Source organism: Mucilaginibacter sp. A5337, assembly GCF_059690695.1.
On sequence record NZ_JCAWEC010000006.1, the window covers coordinates 215,581 to 241,464 of the forward strand.

General features: G+C 43.8%; 20 protein-coding genes. 9 read left to right on the top strand and 11 right to left on the bottom strand.

Translation table 11 applies throughout. The features are described 5' to 3' along the window. Positions 1 to 12: 12 nt before the first annotated feature. The gene (locus AC59JO_RS21250; protein ID WP_497307811.1) at positions 13 to 3,669 is read right to left on the bottom strand and encodes an ABC transporter permease; all 3,657 of its coding nucleotides are present in this window, start codon (positions 3,667 to 3,669) and stop codon (positions 13 to 15) included. Positions 3,670 to 4,290: 621 nt separating this feature from the next. Between AC59JO_RS21250 and AC59JO_RS21255 the strand changes: the two genes are divergently transcribed. From AC59JO_RS21255 to AC59JO_RS21275, 5 genes are all read left to right on the top strand, one after another. Next, the gene (locus tag AC59JO_RS21255; protein WP_497307813.1) at positions 4,291 to 7,962 is read left to right on the top strand and encodes an ABC transporter permease; all 3,672 of its coding nucleotides are present in this window, start codon (positions 4,291 to 4,293) and stop codon (positions 7,960 to 7,962) included. A 120-nt stretch (positions 7,963 to 8,082) separates the two neighbouring features. Next, positions 8,083 to 8,961 carry a helix-turn-helix domain-containing protein gene (locus AC59JO_RS21260; protein ID WP_091216911.1) on the top strand — a complete coding sequence of 293 codons (879 nt, stop codon included), beginning with the start codon at positions 8,083 to 8,085 and terminating at the stop codon, positions 8,959 to 8,961. 64 nt (positions 8,962 to 9,025) lie between these two features. Further along, positions 9,026 to 9,583, top strand: a complete 558-nt coding sequence (locus AC59JO_RS21265) for a DapH/DapD/GlmU-related protein (protein WP_497307815.1) — start codon at positions 9,026 to 9,028, stop codon at positions 9,581 to 9,583. 19 nt (positions 9,584 to 9,602) lie between these two features. Further along, on the top strand, positions 9,603 to 10,670 hold the full coding sequence (locus AC59JO_RS21270; protein ID WP_497307817.1) for an alpha/beta hydrolase: 1,068 nt from the start codon (positions 9,603 to 9,605) through the stop codon (positions 10,668 to 10,670). A gap of 42 nt (positions 10,671 to 10,712) precedes the next feature. Next, entirely contained in the window at positions 10,713 to 11,114 is a 402-nt protein-coding gene (locus AC59JO_RS21275; RefSeq protein WP_497307819.1) for a (R)-mandelonitrile lyase, read from the top strand. Between the two features lie 17 nt (positions 11,115 to 11,131). Here AC59JO_RS21275 and AC59JO_RS21280 read toward each other — a convergent pair whose 3' ends face one another. Next, entirely contained in the window at positions 11,132 to 11,824 is a 693-nt protein-coding gene (locus AC59JO_RS21280) for a LytR/AlgR family response regulator transcription factor (RefSeq protein WP_497307821.1), read from the bottom strand. Then, positions 11,821 to 12,969 (bottom strand): sensor histidine kinase, encoded by a 1,149-nt coding sequence (locus AC59JO_RS21285; protein WP_497307823.1) that lies wholly within the window; start codon positions 12,967 to 12,969, stop codon positions 11,821 to 11,823. Before AC59JO_RS21285 ends, AC59JO_RS21280 begins: the two co-directional genes overlap by 4 nt. A gap of 232 nt (positions 12,970 to 13,201) precedes the next feature. Between AC59JO_RS21285 and AC59JO_RS21290 the strand changes: the two genes are divergently transcribed. From AC59JO_RS21290 to AC59JO_RS21305, 4 genes are all read left to right on the top strand, one after another. Then, positions 13,202 to 14,125, top strand: a complete 924-nt coding sequence (locus AC59JO_RS21290) for a GLPGLI family protein (protein ID WP_497307825.1) — start codon at positions 13,202 to 13,204, stop codon at positions 14,123 to 14,125. Continuing rightward, positions 14,122 to 16,797, top strand: coding sequence for a TonB-dependent receptor (locus tag AC59JO_RS21295; protein WP_497307827.1), 2,676 nt, complete (start codon positions 14,122 to 14,124; stop codon positions 16,795 to 16,797). Before AC59JO_RS21290 ends, AC59JO_RS21295 begins: the two co-directional genes overlap by 4 nt. A gap of 507 nt (positions 16,798 to 17,304) precedes the next feature. Next, positions 17,305 to 19,950, top strand: a complete 2,646-nt coding sequence (ppsA, locus tag AC59JO_RS21300) for a phosphoenolpyruvate synthase (RefSeq protein ID WP_497307829.1) — start codon at positions 17,305 to 17,307, stop codon at positions 19,948 to 19,950. 72 nt (positions 19,951 to 20,022) lie between these two features. After that, complete coding sequence (locus tag AC59JO_RS21305; RefSeq protein ID WP_413670675.1) at positions 20,023 to 20,463, top strand: cupin domain-containing protein; 441 nt, start codon at positions 20,023 to 20,025, stop codon at positions 20,461 to 20,463. Between the two features lie 13 nt (positions 20,464 to 20,476). Here AC59JO_RS21305 and AC59JO_RS21310 read toward each other — a convergent pair whose 3' ends face one another. From AC59JO_RS21310 to AC59JO_RS21345, 8 genes are all read right to left on the bottom strand, one after another. Further along, positions 20,477 to 21,319: an SDR family NAD(P)-dependent oxidoreductase gene (locus AC59JO_RS21310; RefSeq protein WP_413670674.1), complete on the bottom strand. Its 843-nt coding sequence runs from the start codon at positions 21,317 to 21,319 to the stop codon at positions 20,477 to 20,479. A gap of 70 nt (positions 21,320 to 21,389) precedes the next feature. Continuing rightward, positions 21,390 to 22,139: an MBL fold metallo-hydrolase gene (locus AC59JO_RS21315; RefSeq protein WP_497307832.1), complete on the bottom strand. Its 750-nt coding sequence runs from the start codon at positions 22,137 to 22,139 to the stop codon at positions 21,390 to 21,392. After that, positions 22,136 to 23,212 carry an NAD(P)H-dependent flavin oxidoreductase gene (locus AC59JO_RS21320; protein WP_497307834.1) on the bottom strand — a complete coding sequence of 359 codons (1,077 nt, stop codon included), beginning with the start codon at positions 23,210 to 23,212 and terminating at the stop codon, positions 22,136 to 22,138. Before AC59JO_RS21320 ends, AC59JO_RS21315 begins: the two co-directional genes overlap by 4 nt. Positions 23,213 to 23,222: 10 nt before the next feature. Next, entirely contained in the window at positions 23,223 to 23,675 is a 453-nt protein-coding gene (locus tag AC59JO_RS21325; RefSeq protein ID WP_091222729.1) for a nuclear transport factor 2 family protein, read from the bottom strand. A 1-nt stretch (position 23,676) separates the two neighbouring features. Further along, positions 23,677 to 24,411, bottom strand: coding sequence for an SDR family NAD(P)-dependent oxidoreductase (locus tag AC59JO_RS21330; protein ID WP_497307836.1), 735 nt, complete (start codon positions 24,409 to 24,411; stop codon positions 23,677 to 23,679). Positions 24,412 to 24,415: 4 nt separating this feature from the next. After that, complete coding sequence (locus tag AC59JO_RS21335; RefSeq protein WP_497307838.1) at positions 24,416 to 24,634, bottom strand: tautomerase family protein; 219 nt, start codon at positions 24,632 to 24,634, stop codon at positions 24,416 to 24,418. A 29-nt stretch (positions 24,635 to 24,663) separates the two neighbouring features. Beyond that, on the bottom strand, positions 24,664 to 25,197 hold the full coding sequence (locus tag AC59JO_RS21340) for a YceI family protein (protein ID WP_413670670.1): 534 nt from the start codon (positions 25,195 to 25,197) through the stop codon (positions 24,664 to 24,666). A gap of 109 nt (positions 25,198 to 25,306) precedes the next feature. Beyond that, positions 25,307 to 25,879, bottom strand: coding sequence for a Crp/Fnr family transcriptional regulator (locus AC59JO_RS21345; protein ID WP_091222718.1), 573 nt, complete (start codon positions 25,877 to 25,879; stop codon positions 25,307 to 25,309). Positions 25,880 to 25,884: the final 5 nt, after the last annotated feature.

Genomic DNA, 25,884 nt, shown 5'->3' on the forward strand with positions numbered 1-25,884 from the left:
ATAAACGTAGGCTTACTCGCTCCTTAAACTTTTCACAGGGTTGGCCAGTGCTGCTCTTATAGCCTTATACCCCACGCTTGTCCATGCAATGATCACCGAGGTTAATATTGCCATCATAAATATATCAGGGCCAATGCTGATCCTGTAGGTAAAATCCTGCAGCCATTTATGCATGAAGTAGTAACCTATTGGAGCCGATATGGCAAATGCAATGACAATAAGCACCGTAAATTCTTTTGAAAACAAATACATAATATGTCCAACAGATGCGCCTAACGTTTTACGTATGCCTACTTCTTTAGTGCGTTGTAAAGCCATAAACGATACCAATCCATATAAACCAAGGCATGAAATGAATATGGCTATACCTGCAAATATTTTGAAGAGAGCAGATAGTTCGCCTTCGCTTTTATAAAAACCAGCAATGGTTTTGTCGAGAAACTGATATTCATATACCCCCTCCGGGAACGTTTTGTTCCATAAAGCTTCAACATTCTCAAGGGTTTGCCTTACATTTTGAGGCTGGATCTTGATATTCAACTTCGAATATTGTGACTTCCATGCTCCCATCAACACCGGCGGGATAGCACCACGCAATGAGCTAACATTATAATCCTTTACTACACCGGTAATCCGGGCCTTCAAACTGTTGTTATTCCATAACATGATATTTTTGCCTATGGCTTCCTTGGGGTTGGTAATACCAAGTTTATGGATCAAGGTTTCATTAACAACATAACCGGCTATTGTATCAGTTTTTTTGTACGGGCCACCGGCTACAAACTGGATGCCATACAACCTAAAATAGTCTGCATCGGCCCATTTCAGGCAGGCGCCAAAATCAACCTGTTTGGCCGAATTGTTAAATTTAAAATCGCTGAACCATCCGCTGTTATCAGATGGAGCGTATAAACTGGCACTTACATCCTTAATTCCCGGCTGCTGCAAAAGCTGATCTTTTAAAGCACTTACCCTTGCCCGGCTGATGCTGTCGCCCGGAAAAGGAACGGTAATTACAGCATCTTTATTAAACCCCAACGACTTATTTTTAAAATAATTCATCTGGTAAATTAATACAAGGGTGCCTATCACCAGGAATTGCGCTATACAGAATTGTGCTACCACCAGCACCCGTCGTAAGGAAATTCCGCTCGCGCGTCCGGCGTTGATCTTGTTTCTCAACGCCTCTATCGGGTTAAATCCGGATAATACCAGTGCAGGATAAAATCCGGCCAGAAAAGTAACCCCAATAACCACTCCTGCCAAAAACAAGATTACCATTGGGTTTGCCAGGAAACCTCCGCTTAATTGTACTTCAAGCAGGTTATTCAACATTGGCAAAGCTATGAGTGCAATTATTGAAGCCAGTACAACGGCAAATAAAGTAATGATCAACGTTTCGGTGATGAATTGCAGCACCAGCTGGTACCGGTTACTCCCTAACACTTTACGTATACCCACCTCTTTTGAACGGTTTACGGCCTGGGCAGTAGCGAGGTTGATAAAGTTAACGCAGGCAATGATCAGCAGGAACAAGCCGATTAAACTAATAACATTAATCAACTGCTTACTAAACGGGTGCTTGCTGTACAAGCCAACTTCGGTGTTATAATGCATATCTTTAAGGGCTTGTAATTGAAAGATCTCATTTTTATTGTAAGGCGCAGGGATACGTTTTTTGGCAAGCGACGCAAGCCCGGTGTTAAGCTGTTTTTCGTCCATGCCGGGAGGCAAAACAATATAACAGTTCCTGTCGCCGAAGGTACTTATCCAATCCTGGGCATTGCCGCTAAGATCTCCGTCTTTTTCAATAAGCGTAACCCAGGAGACAGCCAGTTTCATCGGAAAATCAGTATTGACCGGGGTATCCTCAAATATACCGGTCACCTTAAGATCGCGCCTGTTTTCGTAACGCACTGTTTTCCCCATGGCAGTATGCCAATCACCAAAAAATTTATCGGCTTCGTCACGGGATAATGCAATAGTTTTAGGCTCCGATAAAGCAGTATTTTTATCGCCGGCCAGCCATTTGATATTAAAAATCTGAAAAAAGCCGGGATCTGCATAATAAGCCAGATCTTCCTTAAACTTCTTCACCGTACCGCCATCATTACCTGTATGTACAGCATAGTGCGAGCCATCGTTCAGCATAACGTTAGCTACTTGCTTTATTTGCGGAAAGTCAAGTTTTAATCCCTCTGCCAGCGGCAACGGAGTTCCTGAGCCGGCATGCGTACCATCGGGACCACTATTTACCGTTACGATACGATAGATGCGGTCTTTATTGGCATGAAAGCTATCGAAACTTGTTTCAAACTGAATAACCAGAAATATGAGCAGACAGGCAGCTATGCCAATTGCCAAACCGGCGATATTGATAGTTGCATAGCTCCTGTTGCGCATGAGGTTGCGCCAGGCGATTTTGAAGTAATTTTTGAACATTGTTTTGCTATTTGGTTTCTTAACGGTCCATTTTGGAGCCGCTTCCTGGTACGAAATTACCGTCGCAAAACGGGGCGGGCGTTCCATCTTATAATATGGTCGCTCTTTTTTTAGTTCAAGTTTATATTCTGCCGGGCTTTTACCGGTCATTTGTTTAAAAGTACGGTTAAAGGTAGTTTTTGAATTAAAGCCCGATTCAAATGCAATACCGAGCAGGGTTAAATGACCATATACCGGATCCTGCATCTTTTGGGCTACCTCTGCAACGCGGTATTCATTAATAAAATCATTAAAGCTTTTTTTGAGTACAGTATTAATTATCCGTGATAATTCGTTGGGGTGCAGATCGAGCTTTTCGGCCAGTGAACGTAAATTAAGCTCTGGATCCAGGTAATAGAGATTTAGCCTCACTACTTTTTTTAGCCAGGCCCCCTTCTGCTTTGACTCTGGCGGTAGTGACGGTTTAAAAGCTTGCGGTGTAGCCGGAGTTAATCCGGCTTCCTGTTTTGAAAAAACGATGATTGCCATCCGGATAATCTGTATCGCTAAAAGGATAAATAAGGGATAATAGGCCTGAATACCCAATTGATGGCGATAATAAGAATAATCTATCCCGGCAACAATTACCCAGCAAATCCATAAAATGCCTAAACCGATAAGCAGATGTTGCAGCCACTTCATTTCATACCGGTACCTATCGCCATTATTAAATTTCAGGCGCCGGTAAAAATTTGCTATCAGCCGGTGCGCTGCATAGAGGTAAATTACAACCGAGATAAGTGCCAGGACTTGTAACGCACGGCCAAACTGTCGAAAAGCCTGTGTTTCGTAGGTGGGCTTGCCGGTTTCAATACTCTCTTTGATCCCCAGAAGCTGAACGCCCGGTTCGAATAAAAGTGGGATGAAATGCAGCAAATCCTTTAACCGGAATTTATAATCAGGCTGAGTTGTTTTAAGTACATAAAAGTAGATGAGCGGACCGATAGCCAGTGAAAATTGCATCGGCAACCGGCTCCAATTGGGGATATAAGCTGTCAGGTGAATATCAATGGCCAGTATCTGGGCTATGTACAAAACGACAGCTAACAGCGCCAGGGCCAGAAACCGGTTTGCGGCCCTGTTTAGCTTTTGGGTAAACCATAAAAGCATAGCGAAGCCAGCTCCAAGGAAGATAACTCCCAAAAAAGCAAGATCGTAAGCGTTGATATGGAACGTATAAGTTTTCAATTTACTCAGAGGGCTCAATCCCTGTTCCAAATTTATAATCTATTGATATATATAAAATTACATACTTTTCTTTCCCCACACTGTAATACAACCGAACATATACTGTCCGCTTTCGGGATAGCTAATATATCCGCCAACGTCATTGCGAGGTACGAAGCAATCCCTTACTTTACAGGGCGGCCTTGCACAACCTCTCTGCTTGTTCGCGATTGCTTCGTACCTCGCAATGACGATTTTCCTTTTTAAATAACCTTTTACCGGTTGTTTAAACTTTTGATGATACCCATTTAGCACACCTATGTTCTTAGAGACTGTTTAAAAACGATAGTTTTGAATGTAGAGACGCATAATTGCGTCTTACGCTTGCAATTTACGGCAGTAGTGACGCTCTTGAAATCGGCTTGTCCTCCGGGAGACGCAATTATGCGTCTCTACAAAAATACTTTCTCTCATTTTTAAACAGCCAGTTAAGAGAATTCATTAAATCTACGGGTAGCCTTATTTCAAAACCAGTCTCTCCCTGGTTCGGCTTAATATACCATCTACCTTAATTTAGCCGTTAAGATATTATCCATTAGTATTTTATTAATTTGGATGAGTTATTAAACCTAATTGTTTCGCTTGAGACCGTACACCTTCCATATTACCCTTTATGATGCCGCGTTTTTTGGGATGCTGTTCATCGGCCTCACTTTTATCCTGCTTTTGTGGTTTACCCAAAAACTAAACAGGCCTGCAAACCGATTTTTAGCAATGGCAGTGGCTATTGCAGTTTTGTGGATAGCACGGCTATTGGCCATTGATATTCAGCTGGCAAACTATGCTGTTTTTTGGAGCAGGCTGCCGATGCAATTTTCGCTCGCTATTGGTCCACTTATTTACCTCTATGTACTCAAAACAACCCAGCCTGATTATAAATTCTACCGCAAAGATTTACTGCATTTCAGTCCCCTTTTATTGGAGTTAGGTGCCCACACCTTAGCAACGCTGGAAAGCATAAAAACCGGCACTGCAACTTACAACACGTTAATATTTCAGCAATCGAAACCGGTATTGCAACTATTAGCATTTATTTCGGTGGCTATTTACCTATACCGTTGCCATATACTGATCGAAAACTTTTACAAGCAACTAAAATTTAATGGCGGCGATCGCTACCGGCACGAAATGCGGTGGCTTCGAAACTTAATAACAGGTTTCGGGCTACTATGGCTGTTATGGATCCCTTTTACAGCCACAGATTATTTTTATTACAATTATAAATTAAACCCGCAGGCTTATTATCCTTTGTACCTGCTGTTAATGTCGATGCTTACCTGGATTGCAGCAAGTGCTTTTTTAAGACCGGAAGTTAGCGCACAGGCAGATACCTTACCGATTTTAAAACCATTACTACCGGCAGAACTGAGACAAAAAGGGATCTGGTTGAAAAGGACTGTTAAAGAAAACCACTACTACCAGGACCCTGAATTAAACTTAAGCTCCCTTGCTGCAAAACTTAACCTGCATACCCATGAGCTATCGCGAATCCTCAATACCGTACTCAAAAAAAGCTTCAATGATTTCATCAATGAATACCGGGTACAAGCGGCCGCCCGAAAAATGCAGGACCCTGCAAACGACCATATCACACTTTTAGGGATTGCATATGAATCCGGGTTCAACTCCCAAAGCTCCTTTAACCGCATTTTTAAACAGGTAACCGGAAAAAGTCCGCTGGAATATAAAAATGACTTAAAAAAAGACTTCTCATCTTATAAGTTGGGCAGTCACCCTCAATTTGCGCCGGTAATTTCGAATCACGAGACTGACCCCAAGTGGTTCCGTGAGAAATTAAACCGCAATTTTATGTTCAAGAATTATTTCAAAATAGCATGGCGCAACCTGGCGCGTAATAAAAGCTATACCGCCATTAATATTACCGGTCTGGCTGTGGGTATTGCCGTTTGTATGGTGATCTTTATCATTATCCAGTTTCAAACAAGCTTTGATAATTTTCACTCAAAGAAAGATCGTACCTATCGTGTATTAACCGAATATCATCATACAGAAACAGGGAATATTACTTATGGCAAGGATATCCCTTTTCCACTGCCCTTAGGATTAAAAACGGCTTTCCCTCAAATAGAACAGATAGCACCCATTTTTGCAAGCCAAAATGATCAGCTGATTATACCCGATAATAATGGAGCTGCTACCAAAATGTTTAAGGAGCAAAGGGGGCTGTTTTATACCAATCCGTCATTTTTTAACATATTCAATTTTCCGCTGCTGGCGGGCTCGTATGCATCATTAAAAGACCCGGATAATGTATTGCTTACCAAAGAGGTTGCTGAAAAGTATTTTGGCGACTGGCGAATAGCAATGGGCAAAACCATTAAACTGCAAATGGGTGGCTTTATGTTTGAGCACGGCACAGATGTGTTAAGAGTTTCGGGCATCCTGGCAACCATTCCTGCAAATTCCGACTTTCAGCTAAAAGTTGTTGTTAGTTTCGGTACAGGGTTTACCGGCGACTATTTATCAAAATCTACCGATTGGAACAGAACGGTAGCTGATTTTGGCTGTTATATTTTGTTGCCTGAAAGCCTTACTGCCGATAATTTTAACCGGCAGCTAAGAACATACTCACAAAAGGTAGAATCATCCGACAACAAGGATAGCCATATTATTCAGGCATTAAACGCCATACATTATGATACCCAGGTTGGCAATTACAGCAATAAAACAATCAGTCATGATCTGCTTAACGTATTATGGCTGATAGCCGCCTTCATATTGTTAATTGCCTGTGTAAACTTTATTAACCTCTCCACCGCGCAGGCCGTTAACCGTGCAAAAGAAGTTGGTGTGAGAAAAGTTTTGGGGAGTAGTAAATCTCAATTGCAACTGCAGTTCATTGCCGAAACATTTTTGATAGTTGCAAGCGCTTTAATATTTGCAATTGTGATAACCATACTTGCACTGCCTTGTGTGAGCAGGCTCTTAGAACTATCTCTTTCATTTAATATATTCAGTAACCCCGCAATTATCTTATTTCTGCTGATTGTAACCGTTGTGGTAACTGCACTCGCCGGTTTTTATCCTTCTATTGTATTATCCCGTTTCAACCCGGTTAATGCCTTAAAAAGCAAACTTACAACAGATCCTTCAAGTGGAATTTCATTAAGAAGAGGATTGGTGGTGTTTCAATTTATCATTGCGCAGGCATTGATCATCGGAACGCTCATTATTGTAAAGCAAATGAATTACTTTATGGACCAACCTTTAGGTTTTGATAAAGATGCCGTTATTAATGTTCCTTTTCGGGTAGATAGTGTCCGCCTCAGCAAAATGGAGTATTTAAAGAACCAGCTGTTATCCATAAATGACGTAAAATCGGTAAGCTTTAGTTCCAATACGCCAATAGAAAATGGCAACGACACCTGGAGCGCCATCAAATATGATCATGCGCAAAAAGAAACTGACTTTAAAGCCATTACCAAATTTGCCGATCAGGACTATGTGCCAGCCTATAAACTGCAATTAATAGCCGGTCGAAACCTCAAACCTTCTGTTATGACAAGTGAGTTTTTGGTAAATGAATCGTTGCTGAAAAGTTTGGGAATAAAAAAGCCCGAAGAAATACTGAATAAAGAAATAAGCATCTGGGGCGATCTGATAAAATGCCCCGTTGTAGGTGTAGTGAAAGATTTCAATGACCGGTCTTTCCGACAGGAGCTGGCCCCTCTGCTTATTACCACAGATAAAGTTATGTATAACCAGGCCGGAATAAAACTGGTTACAACAAATATGGCGGCCACACTGGATGCTGTTAAAAAAACATTTGAGCAAACCTTTCCTGACTTTGTTTATGAATATCAGTTTCTCGATGATAAAATTGCCGGTTTTTACAAGCAGGAAAATCAGTTAGCCCAATTGTATAAAATCTTTGCTGCAATTGCCATATTCCTAAGCTGCCTCGGATTATATGGCTTAGCTTCATTCATGGCAGTACAACGGATAAAGGAAGTAGGGATCCGCAAGGTACTTGGCGCTACCTCAGGCAGTATAGTTTACCTGTTTTCAAAAGAGTTCATCATGCTTATCGTTATCGCTTTTGCCATAGCCACGCCTATTGCCTGGTATTACATGCACCAATGGCTGCAAGCTTATGTTTATCGTATAAATATCAGCTGGTGGTTATTTGCCGTAGGCGGCGTTGCAGCAACAATTATTGCGCTTGCAACAATAAGTTTCCAGGCCATAAAGGCAGCAAAAGCAAACCCGGTAAAAAGCCTGAGAAGTGAGTAGGAATTGAGTATCGTCGCAGTACATCCTTCACTACCAGAATATGCTAACAAAAGCGCGGCTGCGCCAGTATCAGTCGGGCTCTATTGTACGGTCTTGTTTTGATTTTCTTAACTTTACAACATGAAAAACAGCCAGGCGCGTTTGTTATCTGCTTTTAACAGTGAGCTCAGGTTAAAAGGCTTTAATGTTTTCCAAATTGAGGAAGACGGACAGGCAACACGTTTTTACAGCCGGAAGGATTTTTACAAGATCTGCCTTACCACTGGTAAAAGTCTCATCCATTACGCCGACCGCAGCTTTGAGGCAGAAGGCACAGTATTGTTTTTCGGCAATCCGCATATCCCCTATTCCTGGGAAACCTTGTCAACCACTTATGCGGGTTATACCTGCCTGTTTTCAGAGGAATTTCTAAATTTGTCTGAGCGTTCCGATATCCTGCAACAGTCACCATTCTTCAAAATAGGTGGCACCCCTATTCTTACCATAACCGACCAACAACGGATATTTTTGAATACTATTTTTCAGAGAATGATTGAGGAGCAGCAAAGCAGCTATGCTTACAAAGATGACCTTATCCGCAACTATATCAACCTGATTCTGCATGAAGCAATGAAATTGCAGCCTTCAGAAAACTTTGACCAGCATAAAAATGCAGCCTCCCGCATCACCGCAGTTTTTTTTGAACTACTGGAAAGGCAGTTCCCGATCGAAAGCCCGGATAAGCCACTGCAATTGAAGTCGGCACAGGATTATGCACAAAACATGGCATTGCACATCAACTATTTAAACCGCGCAGTTAAAGAGGTTACCGGCAAGCCAACAACAGCCCACATTGCCGAGCGCGTCATCAGCGAAGCCAAAGCTCTATTACAACACACCGACTGGAACATTGCCGAAATAGCCTACGCACTTGGTTTTGAGTACCCAAGCTATTTTAACAACTATTTCAAACGCATGACAGGTACTACCCCTTCGTCCCTGCGTGTCCAGGAAGTTTGAAATCCTTAATTATTGGTTTGATACTCATAAACAGCAAAAGTAAGGCCCTCCCTACTTTTGCAATATGAAAGATATCTTCGAAAGACTGAAAGCCGGAGAACTTGTCGGGCTGGATGACCCGGAATTTATGAAGGTAAACGAGGTGGTTAACCGCACGTTGTCTTTGTCGCCGGCGCTCAATGCTGCAACCAGTGTGGACGAGGTAAGAGAGAAGCTAAGCGATATTATCGGAAGTCAAATTGACAACAGTACAACCATATTTGCGCCATTCTATACCAATTTTGGCCGCTTTATCAATATAGGCAAACATATATTCATTAATCATGCCTGCTCTTTCCTTGACATGGGCGGTATTACCCTGGACGACCATGTGCTTATAGGTCCTAAGGTAAACCTCATTACCGAGAATCATCCGCTTGCCCCTACAGACCGCCGGGGGATGTTATGCAAACCCATTTTAATAAAACGAAATGCCTGGATTGGTGCGGGAGCAATCATTTTACCCGGTGTAACCATTGGCGAAAATGCCGTTGTTGCTGCAGGTGCGGTAGTCAGCAAGGACGTTGCGGACAACACAGTTGTCGGTGGGGTTCCGGCAAAGGTAATCAGGACCATTTTTTAATAAGAAAATTACATCCCATATGAAAAATTTAACAATCGTAGCGGCTGCGTTGCTGATGCTGTCAGGACAGGCCTACGCTCAATCAGACAAATTACAGAAGACAGAAAAAATGGAAGAAATATCGCCCAAGGGGTATACAACTTTTAAGGTAAGCGATAAGGTTACCATGTATGCTGTTACTTTCAAAAACCAATACCGGATGAACCTTGCAGGGCATCTTTTTATCCCCAAAAGTTTAGACCGGAATAAAAAGCACCCGGCTATCATTGTAGGCCATCCCATGGGTGCAGTAAAAGAACAAAGTGCCGATGTGTATGCATCCAATATGGCCGACAGGGGTTTCATTACTTTAGCCATCGACCTATCGTTCTGGGGCCAAAGTGAGGGCCAACCACGCAATGCTGTTTCGCCCGATATTTATGCCGAAGATTTCAGTGCGGCGGTTGACTTTCTTGGCAGCAGTACTTTTGCAGACAGGAACAGGATAGGCGTAATTGGTGTTTGCGGTAGTGGCAGTTTTGTGATCAGCGCAGCCAAAATTGACCCGCGCATGAAAGCAATAGCAACCGTAAGCATGTACGATATGGGCGCGGCGAGCCGGAATGCGCTCCATCATTCATTAAGCATCGAGCAGCGCAAAAACATTATTTCTGCAGCAGCCGAACAACGCTATACTGAGTTCAATGGCGGTGAAATCAAATACACCGGCGGCACAGTACACAAGCTCGATAAGCATACAGACCCGATACAGCGTGAGTTTTACGAATTTTACCGCACGCCGCGGGGAGAATATACGCCCAAAGGAAGCTCACCCGAACTTACTACACACCCAACATTAACCAGCAATGTTAAATTCATGAACTTCTATCCGTTCAATGATATCGAAACCATTTCACCACGACCGATGCTTTTCATTACGGGTGATCATGCTCATTCGAGAGAGTTTAGTGAGGACGCTTATCAACGTGCAGCCGAACCAAAAGAGTTGTATATTGTTCCGAATGCCGGGCACGTAGATTTGTACGACAAAACAGATTTAATCCCTTTTGACAAACTGGTTGATTTCTTTACAAAAAACCTTAATTAAGGCATCCCTGTTAAAATAGGGTTTTAAAAACAATAAAAAAGAATGGAAATTACAAGATTAGGCACTAAACCTTCTGCCAAAGGGCCGGCAGATTGGTTCACTGGCGCAGTACGGATTGACCCGCTATTTGATGCCAATGAGGCCCGCCGGGGAGTATCTGCTACCGTAACTTTTGAGCCGGGCGCAAGAACAGCCTGGCATACTCACCCCTTGGGACAAACCCTTATCATTGTTTCAGGGCTTGGCTGGGTACAGCGCGAAGGCGGCCCTGTTCAGGAAGTGCGCCCCGGAGATGTGGTTTGGTTTGAAGCTAACGAAAAGCATTGGCATGGTGCTTCGGCCACCAATGGCATGAGCCATATAGCCATACAGGAAAACCTTAATGGCAAAGTGGTTGATTGGCTGGAACACGTAACCGATGAGCAATACAATTTTACGCGATAGCAGAAAAATTGGCACCGCTATTTCAATCCCAATCTGCTGCGTAAAAGATCCCGGTAAGTACTGCCAATCGGGATCTTTTCGCCGTTAATGATAAGCTGGTGCACTTCAATCATGGTAATATGTTTGATAGCAACCACGTACGATTTATGCACCCGTAAAAAATCCGCGGCCGGTACAAGGTCAAAAATATCTCCCATGTTTTCGCGCACCAGGATGTTCCTGTCTTTCAGGTGAACGGTGATATAGTTACCGTCTTTTTCCAGGTACAAGATCTCGCTCACCTTAACCTGATAGGTTTGCGGACCGCTTTTGATAAAAACGGTAGGCTCATCCTCTTTACTTACACCGTTTTTTGAAGACACACCCCCCGCCGCCTTGTTGATTGCCGCAAGAAAACGCTCAAACGTAATGGGCTTTAAGAGGTAGTCGAGCGCATTCAGGTCATAACTTTCAACAGCATAATGACTATAGGCTGTCGTAAAAATGATCAGCGGCCTTGGCGACAGCGTTTGCACCAATTGCATTCCGCTGATATCGGGCATATTGATATCGAGGAAGATCAGATCCACCTTTTCCCGGTTCAGGAATTCAATCGCCTTCACCGGTTCGCGAAAGGTAGCTTTTAAATCAACCAGGCTTGTTTTATGGCAATAACGTTCTATTACTTCAAGCGCCTTTGGCTCATCATCAATGGCAATACAGGTTATCATACCAGGTCAAGTTCGAGTTTAACAATATATTTCCCTTCGTCCTCACTTATCTGCAGGCTGTGTTTGTCTGCATATAGCAGGTCGAGCCGCCGCTTCACATTTTCGAGCCCGATACCGCTCTTTTCATCCTCCATCTTTTTAATAGTGCCATATTTTGTATTGATGCAGGAGAAACTCAACTTATGATCTGACAGGGTGATAGCAATATCTATCCCGGAGGTTTGGCCAATAGAAACGCCATGTTTAAAAGCATTTTCAACAAATGGGATAAACAGCATTGGCGCAACAACGGCGTTCCCGGTTTGCGCCGGATAATCAAATATCACTTTTACTTCATCATCTGCATAGCGCAGTTTATTCAGGGAGATGCAATCTTCCAGGTATGCTATCTCCTTATTTAGCGGTACGCCATCAGCATTACTGTCATAGATCATGTAGCGCATCATGCCAGAAAGTTTGGAGATGCCGTCGGCAAGTTCGTCATTCCCTTTTTCCTGAGCCATCGAAAACAGGTTATTGAGTGTATTAAACAGAAAATGCGGGTTAATTTGCGATTTCAGGAATTTGATCTCGGTATTCAGCTGATATGCTTCCAGCTGATTGCGTACCAGTTCGTTCCGAGCCCACTCCTTCAAAAAGAAATAGGCTATGGAAAGACCCGCTGCGGTTAAGAAAATAAGCAACATGGTGAGCTGCATATGCATCCAGTTCCCCATCCCGAAAATTATATTACGGCCATCTATAAGATGAATATTGCCGCCCCCGCCTGCAGCGAAACCGGGAAGCGGAGGCACGGCAGGAAGGTTATTGTTTAATTTAGATACAACGAAAATGTAATTGGCCATGAAAACCAGTAAAAACCAGCCCGCCGCCATAGCTATGCCCGCAACTACGTTTTTATAACGGAGCACTTTTTTAAAGATCCAAAATATATTGCCGTAAAACAGCAGGGCCAAAAAAGCAAGTGTAATACGCGAATACGGAAAAACGGTATCGATCTGGCTCTTTTCCATCACCTTTCCGTTTTGAGTTATCCGCACCCTCACATTTGAGCCCGTTAGCGAGGTCAGGGTATAATACACCCCTATCCAGAATGCCAGGTGGATCAGTATCTCAATGATATGTTTGGCTTTGATACGGTGCATTCGTCAAAGGTATATTAAGCCCGGGGTACTCATAAATTATTGATGTCAATATAATGATTTGGCAGCTAAACCGGCATTTTTTGAAATCCGGGGTTAATACTGCAGCCAATTTGTTTTTGACGGAGGTCCAAATAACAAATATCCTTTTTACGAGCATCTGAAAAAGGTGTTGGTACCAATGTTTTTAGCGCCTTGAAACGTCAACGTACAATTGCTTAAAAATATCCAAATTATGAAAAAGCAATTGCTATTATGCACCGCACTATTAACCTCGATGCTTTCTGCATCGGCACAAAAGCCAGATACCGCGCAGGTATTGGTACACTACAAGTTTTCCCATATCAGGGATACTACTAACCGCGACCACCCCTATACCGAAAACATGGTTTTGATTGTAGGCAAAAATGCGGGTGCTTACAAAAGCTATGATAAACAGCTGCAGGACGCACTGTTCAAAAAACAGGTTCAGGAACAGATGGCCAACTCTCCCGACGGTCATGTTAACATCCAAAGACGGTCGTCGGGCTCGGGTGTGGAGTACTACCAATACCCGAACGGAAAGAAATTTTTCCGCAAAGAACCGTTGCTGTTCAACAACTATCTTATAACAGATGTGCTGCCATCCGTCGAATGGAAAATAAGCGGCGATACTGCAACCCTTGGTGGTTTACATTGCCAAAAAGCCATTACTCATTTTAAAGGCCGGGATTATACTGCATGGTTTTGCCCCGATTTGCCGCTGCATATAGGCCCCTGGAAACTCAATGGGTTACCGGGCGTAATTGTGGAAGCGTATGATACCAGAAAGGACGTTGTTTTTAAGTTTGACGGGGTTGAAAAAGCAGTAATCTCCACCCAAAAAGATGCACAAGCTGCCAGCCAACCCCAGGGCAACCAGGGACGAATGATTATGATAGGGATGGACGATCAGCCCGGTGATCCTAACATCATCCAACCTCCTGCCAACGCCATCAAAACCACCGAAAAGGAATTTGCCAAATTGCAGGAGGCCATGCGCAAAGATCCTAATGCCTTTGCACAGTCAATGGCAGCAGCACAGGCGGCGAGCCAGGGCAGACCAGCCCCTAAAATCGATATCAGGATAGGCCCACAGCCGGTGATCAATAACCCGATAGAACTATCTGAAAAGAAATGAACAGGCTTATAACACAGGTTTGGTTATCGCTTATTGCGTTACTATTTTCAGCCTCCTGCTTTGGTCAAAGTATTAGGGGTAGTGTAAAGGACAGTTCGGGCAGGGCTGTTCCTTATGCCACCCTTAACCTGAAGGATATAACTACCAACGGCATTATCAGTTATACCATTACTGATGCCAAAGGTGCTTATGCTTTAATCCCTCCGGCCAATACGCCTGTAACCAATTTGATGGTTGAAGTGCGCTGTGTAGGTTATAAAACCCAAAGCAAAAATATCACTGATGTGCAGGCCCCGGTTGATTTTGTGTTATCCGTTTCTATTAACCAGCTGCAGGCAGTAGTGGTAAAAAGCAGCCGGCCGGTACTCCGGACGAACGGTGATACCCTGAGCTATAAAGTATCCGATTTCAGCAGTGTGCAGGACAGGGTTATTGGCGATGTGATTAAAAAGCTGCCGGGCATAACGGTTGCCTCCGATGGCAGGATCAGCTATAACAATAAACCTATCACTAACCTGTACATCGGCGGGGATAACCTGCTGGATGATAAATATAATATTGCTACCAGCACCATTCCGCAGGGAGTGGTTGACCAGGTGCAGGTGCTCCAAAACCACCAGCCGGTTAAGGTACTTCAAAATAAAGTGATGAGCGATGATGTAGCGCTCAATCTCAGCTTTAAAAAAGGTGCCAAGTTACAAATGGTGGGCCAGGAAAGCATCGGTGCCGGCTTGCCGGGAAATTATGATGTGGATTTGAATGCCATGATGTTTAAAGATAAATACAAGGCTATTAATTACCTCAAGGCCAACAACACGGGTAACGACTTGCAGGAGGACCTGGTATCGCACAATTATGCTGATTATATCCAGCGAATAGACAATGACGTGCCTGCCACGGTACTGTCGCTTGGTTCGGTTAATGATCCGGCTTTGTCACGCAACCGGTACCTGTTCAACAAGGCCGGCATCCTCAATCTCAATAACCTGGTCAACTTTAAAAAGAATGTGCAAATGAAGATCAATGCCTATTATTTGCACGATACCCGCCGGCAGGATTACAGCCAGCGCACCACCGTTTATTTACCCGGCGACACGGTACGCTATAACGAAACACAACATAACCGCTTTCGCCCCGACATACTGCATACCCAATTTACGCTGAATGTTAACCAGGAGAAATATTACCTGAACAATGTGCTGTTGGTGGATAACAACCGGTCGACCAATTATTCAGATCTGAACGCCAATGGCAGTATGGTGAACCAGGTTTTCAGGGACAACGCGCTGAACTTTTCAAATGAATTTAATTTGATCAAATCTTTAAGATCCAATAATATCATCCAGGCCTATTCTTATATCAGCCACTCGGCCGAACCGGAGAGCAGAACTATAGGGCCAGACTTTAACAATGGGATATTTAATAACAGCATACCCTATGCGCAACTGGTGCAAAATGTAAATGTACCGGCATGGTACACCAATAACTATCTCTCTTTCAAGATACCGTCAAGCCTTATCACACAAAGCTTCAGGACAGGGTTCAGTGTTCAGTCACAACATTTAACATCTGATCTGAACGTTTTGCCGGCCGATAATACTACTAAACTGCAATCGGACAGTTCGATAAACCATTTAAACTGGACTCGAAAAAAAATCTATGCTGAAGCAGCCTATGATCTGCCAGGCGATATCCTGAAAGTGAACCTAACACTGCCGCTGAGCCTTCAGCAGATCAATTATTCAGATAGCCTGTATTCGTTGCGCAAAAGCCTAACCAGGTTATATTTTAATCCTCAACTAAAGGTAAAATATCAAACCGGGCTCGAAAACTATCTAAATTTTCTTTACAGCTATCGCAACGAAACAGGCACTATAGAAGATATGTACCGGGGCTATATCCTGAAAGACTATCGCACGCTTTACGCCAACAATGCCGGTCTTACCGAAAGGCAAAATCAGATGGCAGCCTTGGGATTCAATTATCGTAAGGCGCTAACACTATTTTTCGCCAGTGTAAACGTACTTTATAACCATATCGCTTCCAATAACATCGCATCAGGGGTAATCACCAACAATCTGCAGCAACGCGTAGTGCTGCCATACCAAAACAGTACCGATTCGTGGACGGCGAACGGCACAGTCAGCAAATATTCCTTTGCATTAAAAACAACCTTCAGCGGAGGAATCCAATGGCAAAGCAATAAATCGGTACAGATCCAGAATAATACACTGTTGCCGTTCAATACCATTTCTACAACCCTTAATGCAGGCGTTGATACCAAAGTAAACGACCAGGTAAACTTTAGCTATAAAGCTATATTTACACAAACACACAGCCATTCGGTGGCAGAGGCCTCGGCCTATCACATTAACCAGTTACTTCAACAAGCTTCGGTAAATTATAACCCTGTAACCGATCTACAGTTCAAGTTATCGGGCGAACATTACTTCACCCGCCAGCAGGGCAACCCCGATCTGAAATACTTTTTTGCAGATGCTTCGGCAAAACTCAGGGTAGAGCAATGGAAAACCGACCTGGAACTCAGCGCCGCCAATTTCCTCAATGTAAAAACTTACAATACGCTTTACCTATCGGCCAATACATTGACCGCAAGCTCGTATACCCTACCGGGAAGAATTATACTGCTAAAAGTGATGTTTCATATTTGAAGGGATATTCTTGTCTCATCAGTGTAACTGTCTGGTGAAGTCAGGTCTTCTACGAGAGATCCTGATGAAATGTAATTTTATCATTAATAGAAAAAATGTCATTTCGACGAACCAAGGGTAGGGATTTGTGCGCCGGAGGTGAGGAGAAATCTTCTACACCCTACTTTTACAAGTATAGTTGTGAAGCCTGATGTAGAAGATTTCTCTTTCGCGCCACCACGCAGCCCACTCCTGCTCTATCGAAATGACATTTTCTTTTTTAAAGGCGTATACACCTGGTTGTTTTCGACGAGAAAATTGCACAATCCTTCGCTTTATCCCAAACAAAAAGCCGGTCAATAACCGGCGCCAAAACCCTGCAATAAAGCAGACATTTATTTCTCTTTGTTTGTAAGGATAACGCCTTGTTTCTGTCATTATTGCGCTTAAAAAAATATACTTTAAAAACTGCATTTTGATCCTTTTTACCTTATACTTTTGGTTATACATCTCCCTAAAACCATCAGTATGACCGCCGAAAACAAACTCAACACAGTCACAAAATCACACACTTACGTTCTCAGCTTTGAAGATATTAACCGTTCAAAGCTCTTGACCGTGGGAGGCAAAGGTGCCAATCTGGGCGAGCTTTCCCGCATCGGGGAAATACAAGTGCCCAAAGGTTTTTGCATTACTACCGAAGCCTCTAAAGAAGTAACCGAAAATAACATTGAGCTTAACGGTTTACTGGATGAACTAATGAGTTTAAAGGCAGAAGAAAGAGAAAGTATCAGCCGGATAAGCGCAAAAATCCGTGCGGCTATCGAAAATGCTTCTATTACTGAAGATATAGTCGATGAGATTACAAACCATATTACAAAGTTTGATAACAACCAGGCCTTTGCGGTACGGTCCAGCGCTACGGCCGAAGACCTTCCGACAGCTTCGTTTGCAGGCCAGCAGGATACCTATCTGAATATTATCGGTAAAAACGAAATTCTGAAGCATATCAGCAAATGCTGGGCATCATTGTTTACCGACAGGGCGGTGACCTATCGCATTCAAAACGGTTTCGACCATCGTAAGGTTTACTTAGCTGTTGTGGTTCAAGAAATGGTTTTCCCGCAGGCAGCGGGGATTTTGTTTACTGCCGATCCGGTTACCGGTAACAGAAAAACCGTATCTATCGATGCAGGTTTCGGGCTTGGCGAGGCCATGGTTTCAGGTTTGGTGAATGCTGATAATTATAAAGTACGTACCGGTAAAATTATCGACAAGAAAATTCCTGCCAAAAAAATGGCCATTTATGCCTTGAAAGATGGCGGCACAAAACAACAGCTACTTGAGCCTGAGATGCAAGGCAGGCCGGTACTCACAGACGAGCAGATTTTACAGCTTGAGCACATTGGCAGAAGGCTTGAAGAACATTTCAGTAATCCGCAGGATATTGAATGGTGTTTGGCCGGCGATGCATTTTATATTGTTCAAAGCAGGTCCATCACTACTTTATACCCGGTTCCCGAAGCAAATGACCAGGAAAATCATGTTTATATATCTGTAGGCCATCAGCAAATGATGACCGATGCCATGAAACCATTAGGACTATCTTTATGGCAGCTAACATCTGTACGGCCGATGTATAAAGCGGGCGGAAGGTTATTTGTTGACGTTGCGGACAGCCTGGCTTCTGCCGCCGGCAGGGAAGCTTTGCTGAATGCGATGGCGCAACATGACCCACTTATAAAAGATGCAATTATGAGCATCATAGACCGTGGCGATTTCATAAAATTGGTGCCAAATACACAACCTGCTCCCGGTAAAAACGCACCGGTTAACCCTGCCTTAGCTCCCCCGGCACCCATAGAAAACGACCCGGAAATTGCAGCTAACCTGATTAAGCAAAGCCTGGCATCAGTAGAAGTGTTGAAACAAAATATCCTGACAAAATCAGGAACTGATCTGTTTGATTTTATTATCGAAGATCTCCAGGGACTAAGGAGAGGTTTATTTACCCCGCAAAGCCTGGCTATGATCATGGCTGCAATCAGCGCATCATCATGGATCAATGAAAAAATGAGCGAGTGGCTGGGTGAAAAGAATGCAGCAGATATAGTTTCCCAGTCTGTATCAAACAATATCACTTCAGAAATGGGACTGGAATTGCTGAATGTTGCGGATGTGATCCGTCCGTATCCTGAAGTAATTGATTATCTGCAACACACAAAAGATGATACCTTTTTGAATGAACTGGTAAAATTTACCGGCGGCGAGGAAACCCGCGACGCTATCGTTACTTATCTTAACAAATACGGGATGCGCTGCGCCGGCGAAATAGATATTACTAAAACACGCTGGAGCGAAAAACCAATGATCCTGGTTCCAATGCTTCTCAATAATATCAAAAATTTTGCCCCCGGTGAAGCTGCCCGAAAATTTGAGAATGGATTGCAGGAAGCTTTGAAAAAAGAACAGGAACTGCTGGATAAATTGAAGCAATTACCCGATGGAGAACCAAAGGCCGGAGAAACGAAACAAAAGATAGGCCTGCTCCGCAATTTTGCCGGGTATCGTGAATATCCTAAATATGGCATTGTTAGCCGCAGCTTTGTTTATAAACAGGCACTGCTAAAGGAAGCCGAAAAGCTGGTACATGCCGGCCTGATCCATGAAAAAGAGGATATCTATTATCTCCAATTTGATGAGCTGCGCGAAGTAGTACGCACAGGTGAGCTGGATTACCAGATTATCAACCGACGAAAAGATGAGCATAAATTACATGAAAAACTAAACCCGCCTCGTGTTATCACTTCCGACGGCGAAATTATCGTGGGCAGGTATCAACGGGAGGCTCGTCCTGCAGACGCTATCATAGGTCTGCCCGTATCTGCCGGAATCATTGAGGGCCGGGCGCGCGTGATCCTAAACATGGAAGATGCAGACCTGGGAGATGAAGATATTTTAATCACAAGATTTACCGACCCCAGCTGGACACCATTATTTGTATCTATAAAAGGACTGGTAACCGAAGTCGGCGGACTGATGACCCACGGCGCAGTTATAGCACGTGAATATGGCTTGCCGGCCATTGTCGGGGTGGAAAACGCTGTAAACCTGATCAGGGATGGGCAACGGATCAGGGTAAACGGCACGGATGGGTATGTAGAGATCTTGTAGCTTAATACTTATTGGAATTGTACCGGAAAATGAATACTTTTAATAATACACCAACCATAAACCCAACCACACATGTTTGCTCACTTTAAAGAACGCATCAGCTTAGGTTCTCTTGAGATCAATTTTTTGTTTGATGGCGATGATACAGATGGCACGCTTGTACAATTTGAGCTCGTAGTTCCGCCCGGAGCGAAAGTACCGGCGCCTCATTTTCATGTTGATGTAGACGAAACGCTGTATATATTGGAAGGGACGCTTACACAATTGATAGGCACAGAAATGCGGGAGCTACAACCGGGCGATCATTGCTTTATAAAAAGGGGAACTATTCATGGTTTCAACAACCTGCACGATAAAACAGCAAGGGCACTCTGCACGCTTTCTCCGGCATCTATAGGCCCGGCATATTTCCGCGAAATTGCAGCGGTGATCAATCCTGGTGGTCCACCGGATATGCAAAAGATCCTAACCATCATGAAAGGTCACGGGCTTGAACTGGTGAAACCCGCATAGGCCGCTACCCAAATCACGATTTAAAATCGGCAGATATAGTAACCGGCTTCCATTGTTCCAGCTCGGCAGCCATTATGCCAAGCTTTTCAGAAGCCCGTTTATAGGCATCCTCTCCCAAATAAAGATGGAGCGGTGGTTCTGTCATTTCTGTAAGGCCGATCATGATCTCCGATGCCTTTTCAGGATCGCCGGGTTGTTTGCCATCGGCGGCGAGGTAACGCTGCTGGGCATTTTTAACTGCATGATACCCTCCAATATGGCTTTCGGTAAAAGCCAATGAGCCCGCAGTAAGAAATCCCGTACGGAAACCTGATGGTTCAACCACCGTTACTTTGATACCAAACTCTTTAAGATCAAGTGCCAGCACTTCCGAAAATGCGGCAATGGCGGCCTTAGTAGCCGAATAAACCGACCAGCCCGGTGCGCCAACAAAACCCGCTACCGAACCTATATTGATAATATATCCAGAACCTTGACTACGCATAACAGGCAGCACAGCCTTGGTTACATCAATCGTGGCCAACACGTTAACACTGAAAATATCATGGATCTTTTGCCGTTCGGTTTCTTCAATCGTACCGGCCATACCATAACCGGCGTTGTTAACCAATACATCAATTTGTCCAAAAGCGTTGAGTGTTTCACGGATGGATTCTTCTATACAATCCGGGTTGCTCAAATCAACAGCCAAAGGCAAAAACCTGTCTGTATCAATGATCCCTACTGCTTGTTTCAGGGATTGCGCGTTACGTGACGTTGCAACTACGCGATAGCCTTTTTCTAATAGCTTTTTTACAAGGGTAAGTCCCAATCCCTGGGAGGCCCCGGTTACATACCATACTTTTGCTGAGTTCATGGTTTGATTTTTTTAAGCATGAGTCATCCGGCCTGCATTTCAGCAGCCTGCAAACCCATACTGGTATTACTTATAAACTTGTTTTTACGCCTGGTTTAAGGATCTTAAGCTGTCCGCCAATCCCCAGCGCATCAAATGATTGTTGTAGCATCTCCCCTGTTTCGGTATAATGCGACCAGCCTTCAAAATGTACTGGTATGATCACAGCATCAGGAAAAGCAAAGGCAGTATCTATAGCGTCATTAGTACCCATAGTTACATTAAACGGGCCGCGGGGTTTGGCTGCACCGGCAAATATGAATACATATTTCGGTTTAAATTTTTCTGCAACCTCTTTCACCCCGTCATAAAACACAGTGTCGCCGGTAAAATAAATTTGAAGCCCTTCCACAGTTACAATAAAGCCGGTTACATCGCCGGTAAGTTTTTCGCTGCCTGCAGGGCCATGCCTTGCAGGTGTACCGGTTACCACTACTTCATCATTTAACTGGATACTTTCCCAGGGTGAAAGGCCTATGGTGTTGCCGCCTAATCTTTCGGCTCCTATTTTAGTTGTTAATGTTTTATCAACCTGTTTCAGCAACTCCCGCCCTGCATTATCGAGGTTATCGCCATGCTGGTCATGGCTTAGCAAAACCACATCTATTTTACCAATCTCGGTAGTAGCCGGGCCTTCGGTTTTATGGTAGGCGGGCTTATCATTGATCATGAATTGCTCACCGGCCGGGTCAAGTGTTGGGTCGGTCATAAGCCTTAAACCGCCGATCTCTAAAATAACGGTCGGGCCGCCCAGGTAGGTTACATTAACTTCATTTTTCATGGGTTCATAATTTTGGTAGTATCTTCAATTATGGATTGCATCAGGTCGGCAGCCTTTTTATGTTTCAATATCGGTGCTATCTGCCCACCCCAGAATAAAATCATATCCCATTTTTGCTGTTCAAGTGCGGCTTTTCTTAATGGGGCCGTAAAGGTTGTTTGTAATGGGAATGGTAAAAAACCCGCTTCTTTACCGATCAAATCTTTGGCTACCCGGCTGGTAATACCACGGCCAAGCCTGCCGGTAAACGCGCGGGATAAGGTGGTATACTTAGCCGCATCCGAAAAAAGCATTTGCCTGTGGATTGGGAGCGCGCCCGATTCGTCACAGGCTAAAAATGCAGTGCCTATTTGCGCTGCATCAGCGCCCAGCATTAAGGCTGCTGCTACTCCCCTGCCACTGGCAATGCCGCCTGCAGCAATAACCGGAGTTTTAATTTTGTCTTTGATCAGCTGCAGCAATACAAAAGTGCCGGTAGTTGATGCTTCTGCCGGGGCAAGAAACGATGGCCTGTGGCCACCGGCTTCAAAGCCCGATGCGATGATCATATCTACGCCGGTAGCTTCTAAAGCAATGGCCTCATCCAGTGTAGTAGCCGCACCAACGGTGACAATGCCCAACCTGCGACATTGCTCCATGATGTCGGCGGATAATGTACCAAACATAAAACTGAAAACTTTTGGGCGCAGGTCAAGAATAGCTTGCAACTGATTTTCAAACCGCAGCTTAAAAGGCGCCGGTTTTGGCGGTACCTGGATTCCGGCCTCATCAAAGTATGGCTTAAACAGTTGCGATGCATGTTCATACTGTTCATCAGTGGCTTCGCCGTTGGGCGCATCGGTTTCCGAAACCCATAGGTTGATATTATACGGCTTGTTGGTTGCCGCCCTGATCTGTTTATCAACCTCAACAATTTCAGGCGCGCTGAGGGTATACGCCCCATAACCACCCAAACCGCCGGCATTTGATACCGCGGCCACCAATTCGGCCGACGATAGATTGCCGCCAAAAGGCCCCTGCATAATCGGATAATCTATGCCCAGTATCTCTGTTGCTTTTGTGTTATACCACATGATTTTATTATTATTTGCTTGTATCGCTGATCATTTTATTTACGATGAGCCACTTACCGTCAATTTTATGAAACGATAAAAACTCATAGTAGTTAAAATCATACATTTTCACCGTTACTTCGGCAACGGCAATTGAGTTTACTGTTTTAACAAAAATAATCTTCCCTTCAAATGGTTTACCCGAATCTTTAGGACTTTGCCTGTTTTTTACACCGTCCAGATAAACATCTAATGTTTTTGCATAGGGTTGCCCTTTCACATCGCCAAAAAGCAGGGTGCCGGTATTCATCACCTGTTTTAACAAATCCACATCACCTTCATAAATCCCTTTGAAGTAGTAAGTTTCAAGCGCCTGTTCAATGGCTGCTTTGTCTTGATTGTTAGTTTCCATTTTGCTTTTGCTTTGTGCCTTTATGCCCTGCAATGTGCAGAGCATAAAAGCTGTTAATAAAAGGGTTTTCATTTTAATTTAAGTTACGGCCTGCAGCGGTGCCACCGTCAACATTGATGATGGCGCCGGTAATAAAATTGCTTTTGGCAACAGAGTAAGCCATTTGTGCAATATCTTCAACTTCACCAACACGGTTTAGCAAGTGTAAGCCTGCAGTTTGATCGGCATTGTCGCCGTGCATTGGCGTACGGATAGTACCCGGTGCTATGGTATTTACCCTGATGTTATCTTTACCAAACTCGCCGGCCAGTTGTATGGTAAGCGCATGTACCGCTCCTTTTGAAGCCATTTGTGCGGTAATAGGAACCCCGCTAAGCGCATGGTTAACCAGTGGGGTACCTATATTGATCACCACACCATCATGCTGTTTAATCATTTGAGGGATTACGGCCTGGGTAGTAAAGTAAGTACCCTTAAGGTTGGTATCTAAAAAACGATCGAGGTATGCCTCATCAACCTCAAGGAACGGCCTTGTTTCGAAAATCCCGGCATTATTGATCAATACATCAACGCCGCCAAATTTATCAATAGCTGTTTGGGTCAGCTTTTCGCCTGTTGCTTTATCACTTACACTACCTGCAACCATGGCCAGGTTTTCGCCTGCGCCAAGTTCCTGGTAAACAGCTTCCAGTTTATCGGCAGTTGTTGAATTGATTACTACGTTATCGCCCATTTCTAAAAAATGACGGGCTATTTCTTTACCGATACCGGATGATGCCCCGGTAACGATTATTGTTTGTTTTTTCATTGTTTTACTTCTTATCGGCAGTGATGCCTTTTTCTCTTAATGCTGATACCTGCTCGCCGGCATATCCCCAATCATCCAGTTCAACTTCGCTGATCACCACGTGGGTTAAATGCGGATCTTTGTTCAGGGTATTGACAATCAAATCGGTTACGCCCTTTATCAGGGTTTGTTTCTGCTCGCGGGTAACACCTTCGCGGGTCAGTTCAATTTTTACGTATGGCATGGCTTTGGTTTTTAAGCAAAAGCTGTTTGTTAAACAGCTTTTGCGGTTATGTTTACATTAAGGTCAAAATCGTTGTAGATCAGGGTATCGCCCAGGTCTTTAAAAAAGTTTCCGGAACGGAACCTCATGCCGTATTTAGTACGGTCAACCACAACTTTACCGGTTGCGCTAACGGTATCAGCGGCGGTAGTAACCTGTGCGTCAAAACTTACAGAATGAGAAATTCCTTTTATAGTCAGATCTCCGGTGATACCATAAGTATCGTTGCCCACTTTGTTGATAGCGGTAACCACAAATTGGGCTTCGGGATAGTTTTCAGAATTAAAAAAGTCGTCAGAAGCGAGGTGACCTGCAAACTGGGCATTGGTAGCCGGGTCAGTTATGTCAAGTATTTTAATAGAAGTGGTGTCGATAGCGAATTTACCGCCTGTTAGCTGCCCATCTGCAAAAGTTAAAGAACCTTCTTTTATAGCGATGGTACCATTGTGTGCGCCTGTAACCTTACGACCAATCCAGTCGATATTACTTTTTGCGCTGATGATTTCAAATTTTTGAGTTTCCATTTTGTTATGTCTTTAATGACAATACAAAGTTGCGTACTAACCGCCCGGAAACTGTGTGACCTACATCACAATCGAAACACCGTCCTGTTTATGTGATGTACGTCACATTTTAAGAATGGTATAAGCGGCTCAATGTCTCCCTTGAAACACCTAAATACGAGGCGATTAACTGTTTTGGAACTATATTATACAGTGTTGGATATTGCGCCAATAACTCTTCATAACGATGTTTGGCATCATTATTCATGAATGATAGCAGCCTTTTTTGTGTAGCCACATAGCCTTTATTGGTACGCCAGCGAAAGAAGTGTTCGCCCTCATGAATTTCTTTGCAAAGTTTTTCACGGTCCTGGCTGGTGAGGCAAAGTACTTCGGCATCTGTAATACAATCAACATTAACTGTGGCGCGGTCGCCGCTATAAAGCGCATTGTAATCCGAAGCCCACCAGGTAGGCATGGCAAACTGCAGGATGAACATTTTCATGTCATCATTGATAAAAAACGATTTCAAATAGCCCGAAAGTACAAAATACTCACAGTCTACTTTATCGCCTTCGCCTATTATAGTTTGCCCTTTTTTAAATTTTTTGTAGGTAAAATGCGAAAAGAAATAATCGAACTGATCGTCGGTTAATGTAATGGTTTTACTTACGTGTTCTTTTAAAATCTCTTTCGGCTGCATGATAT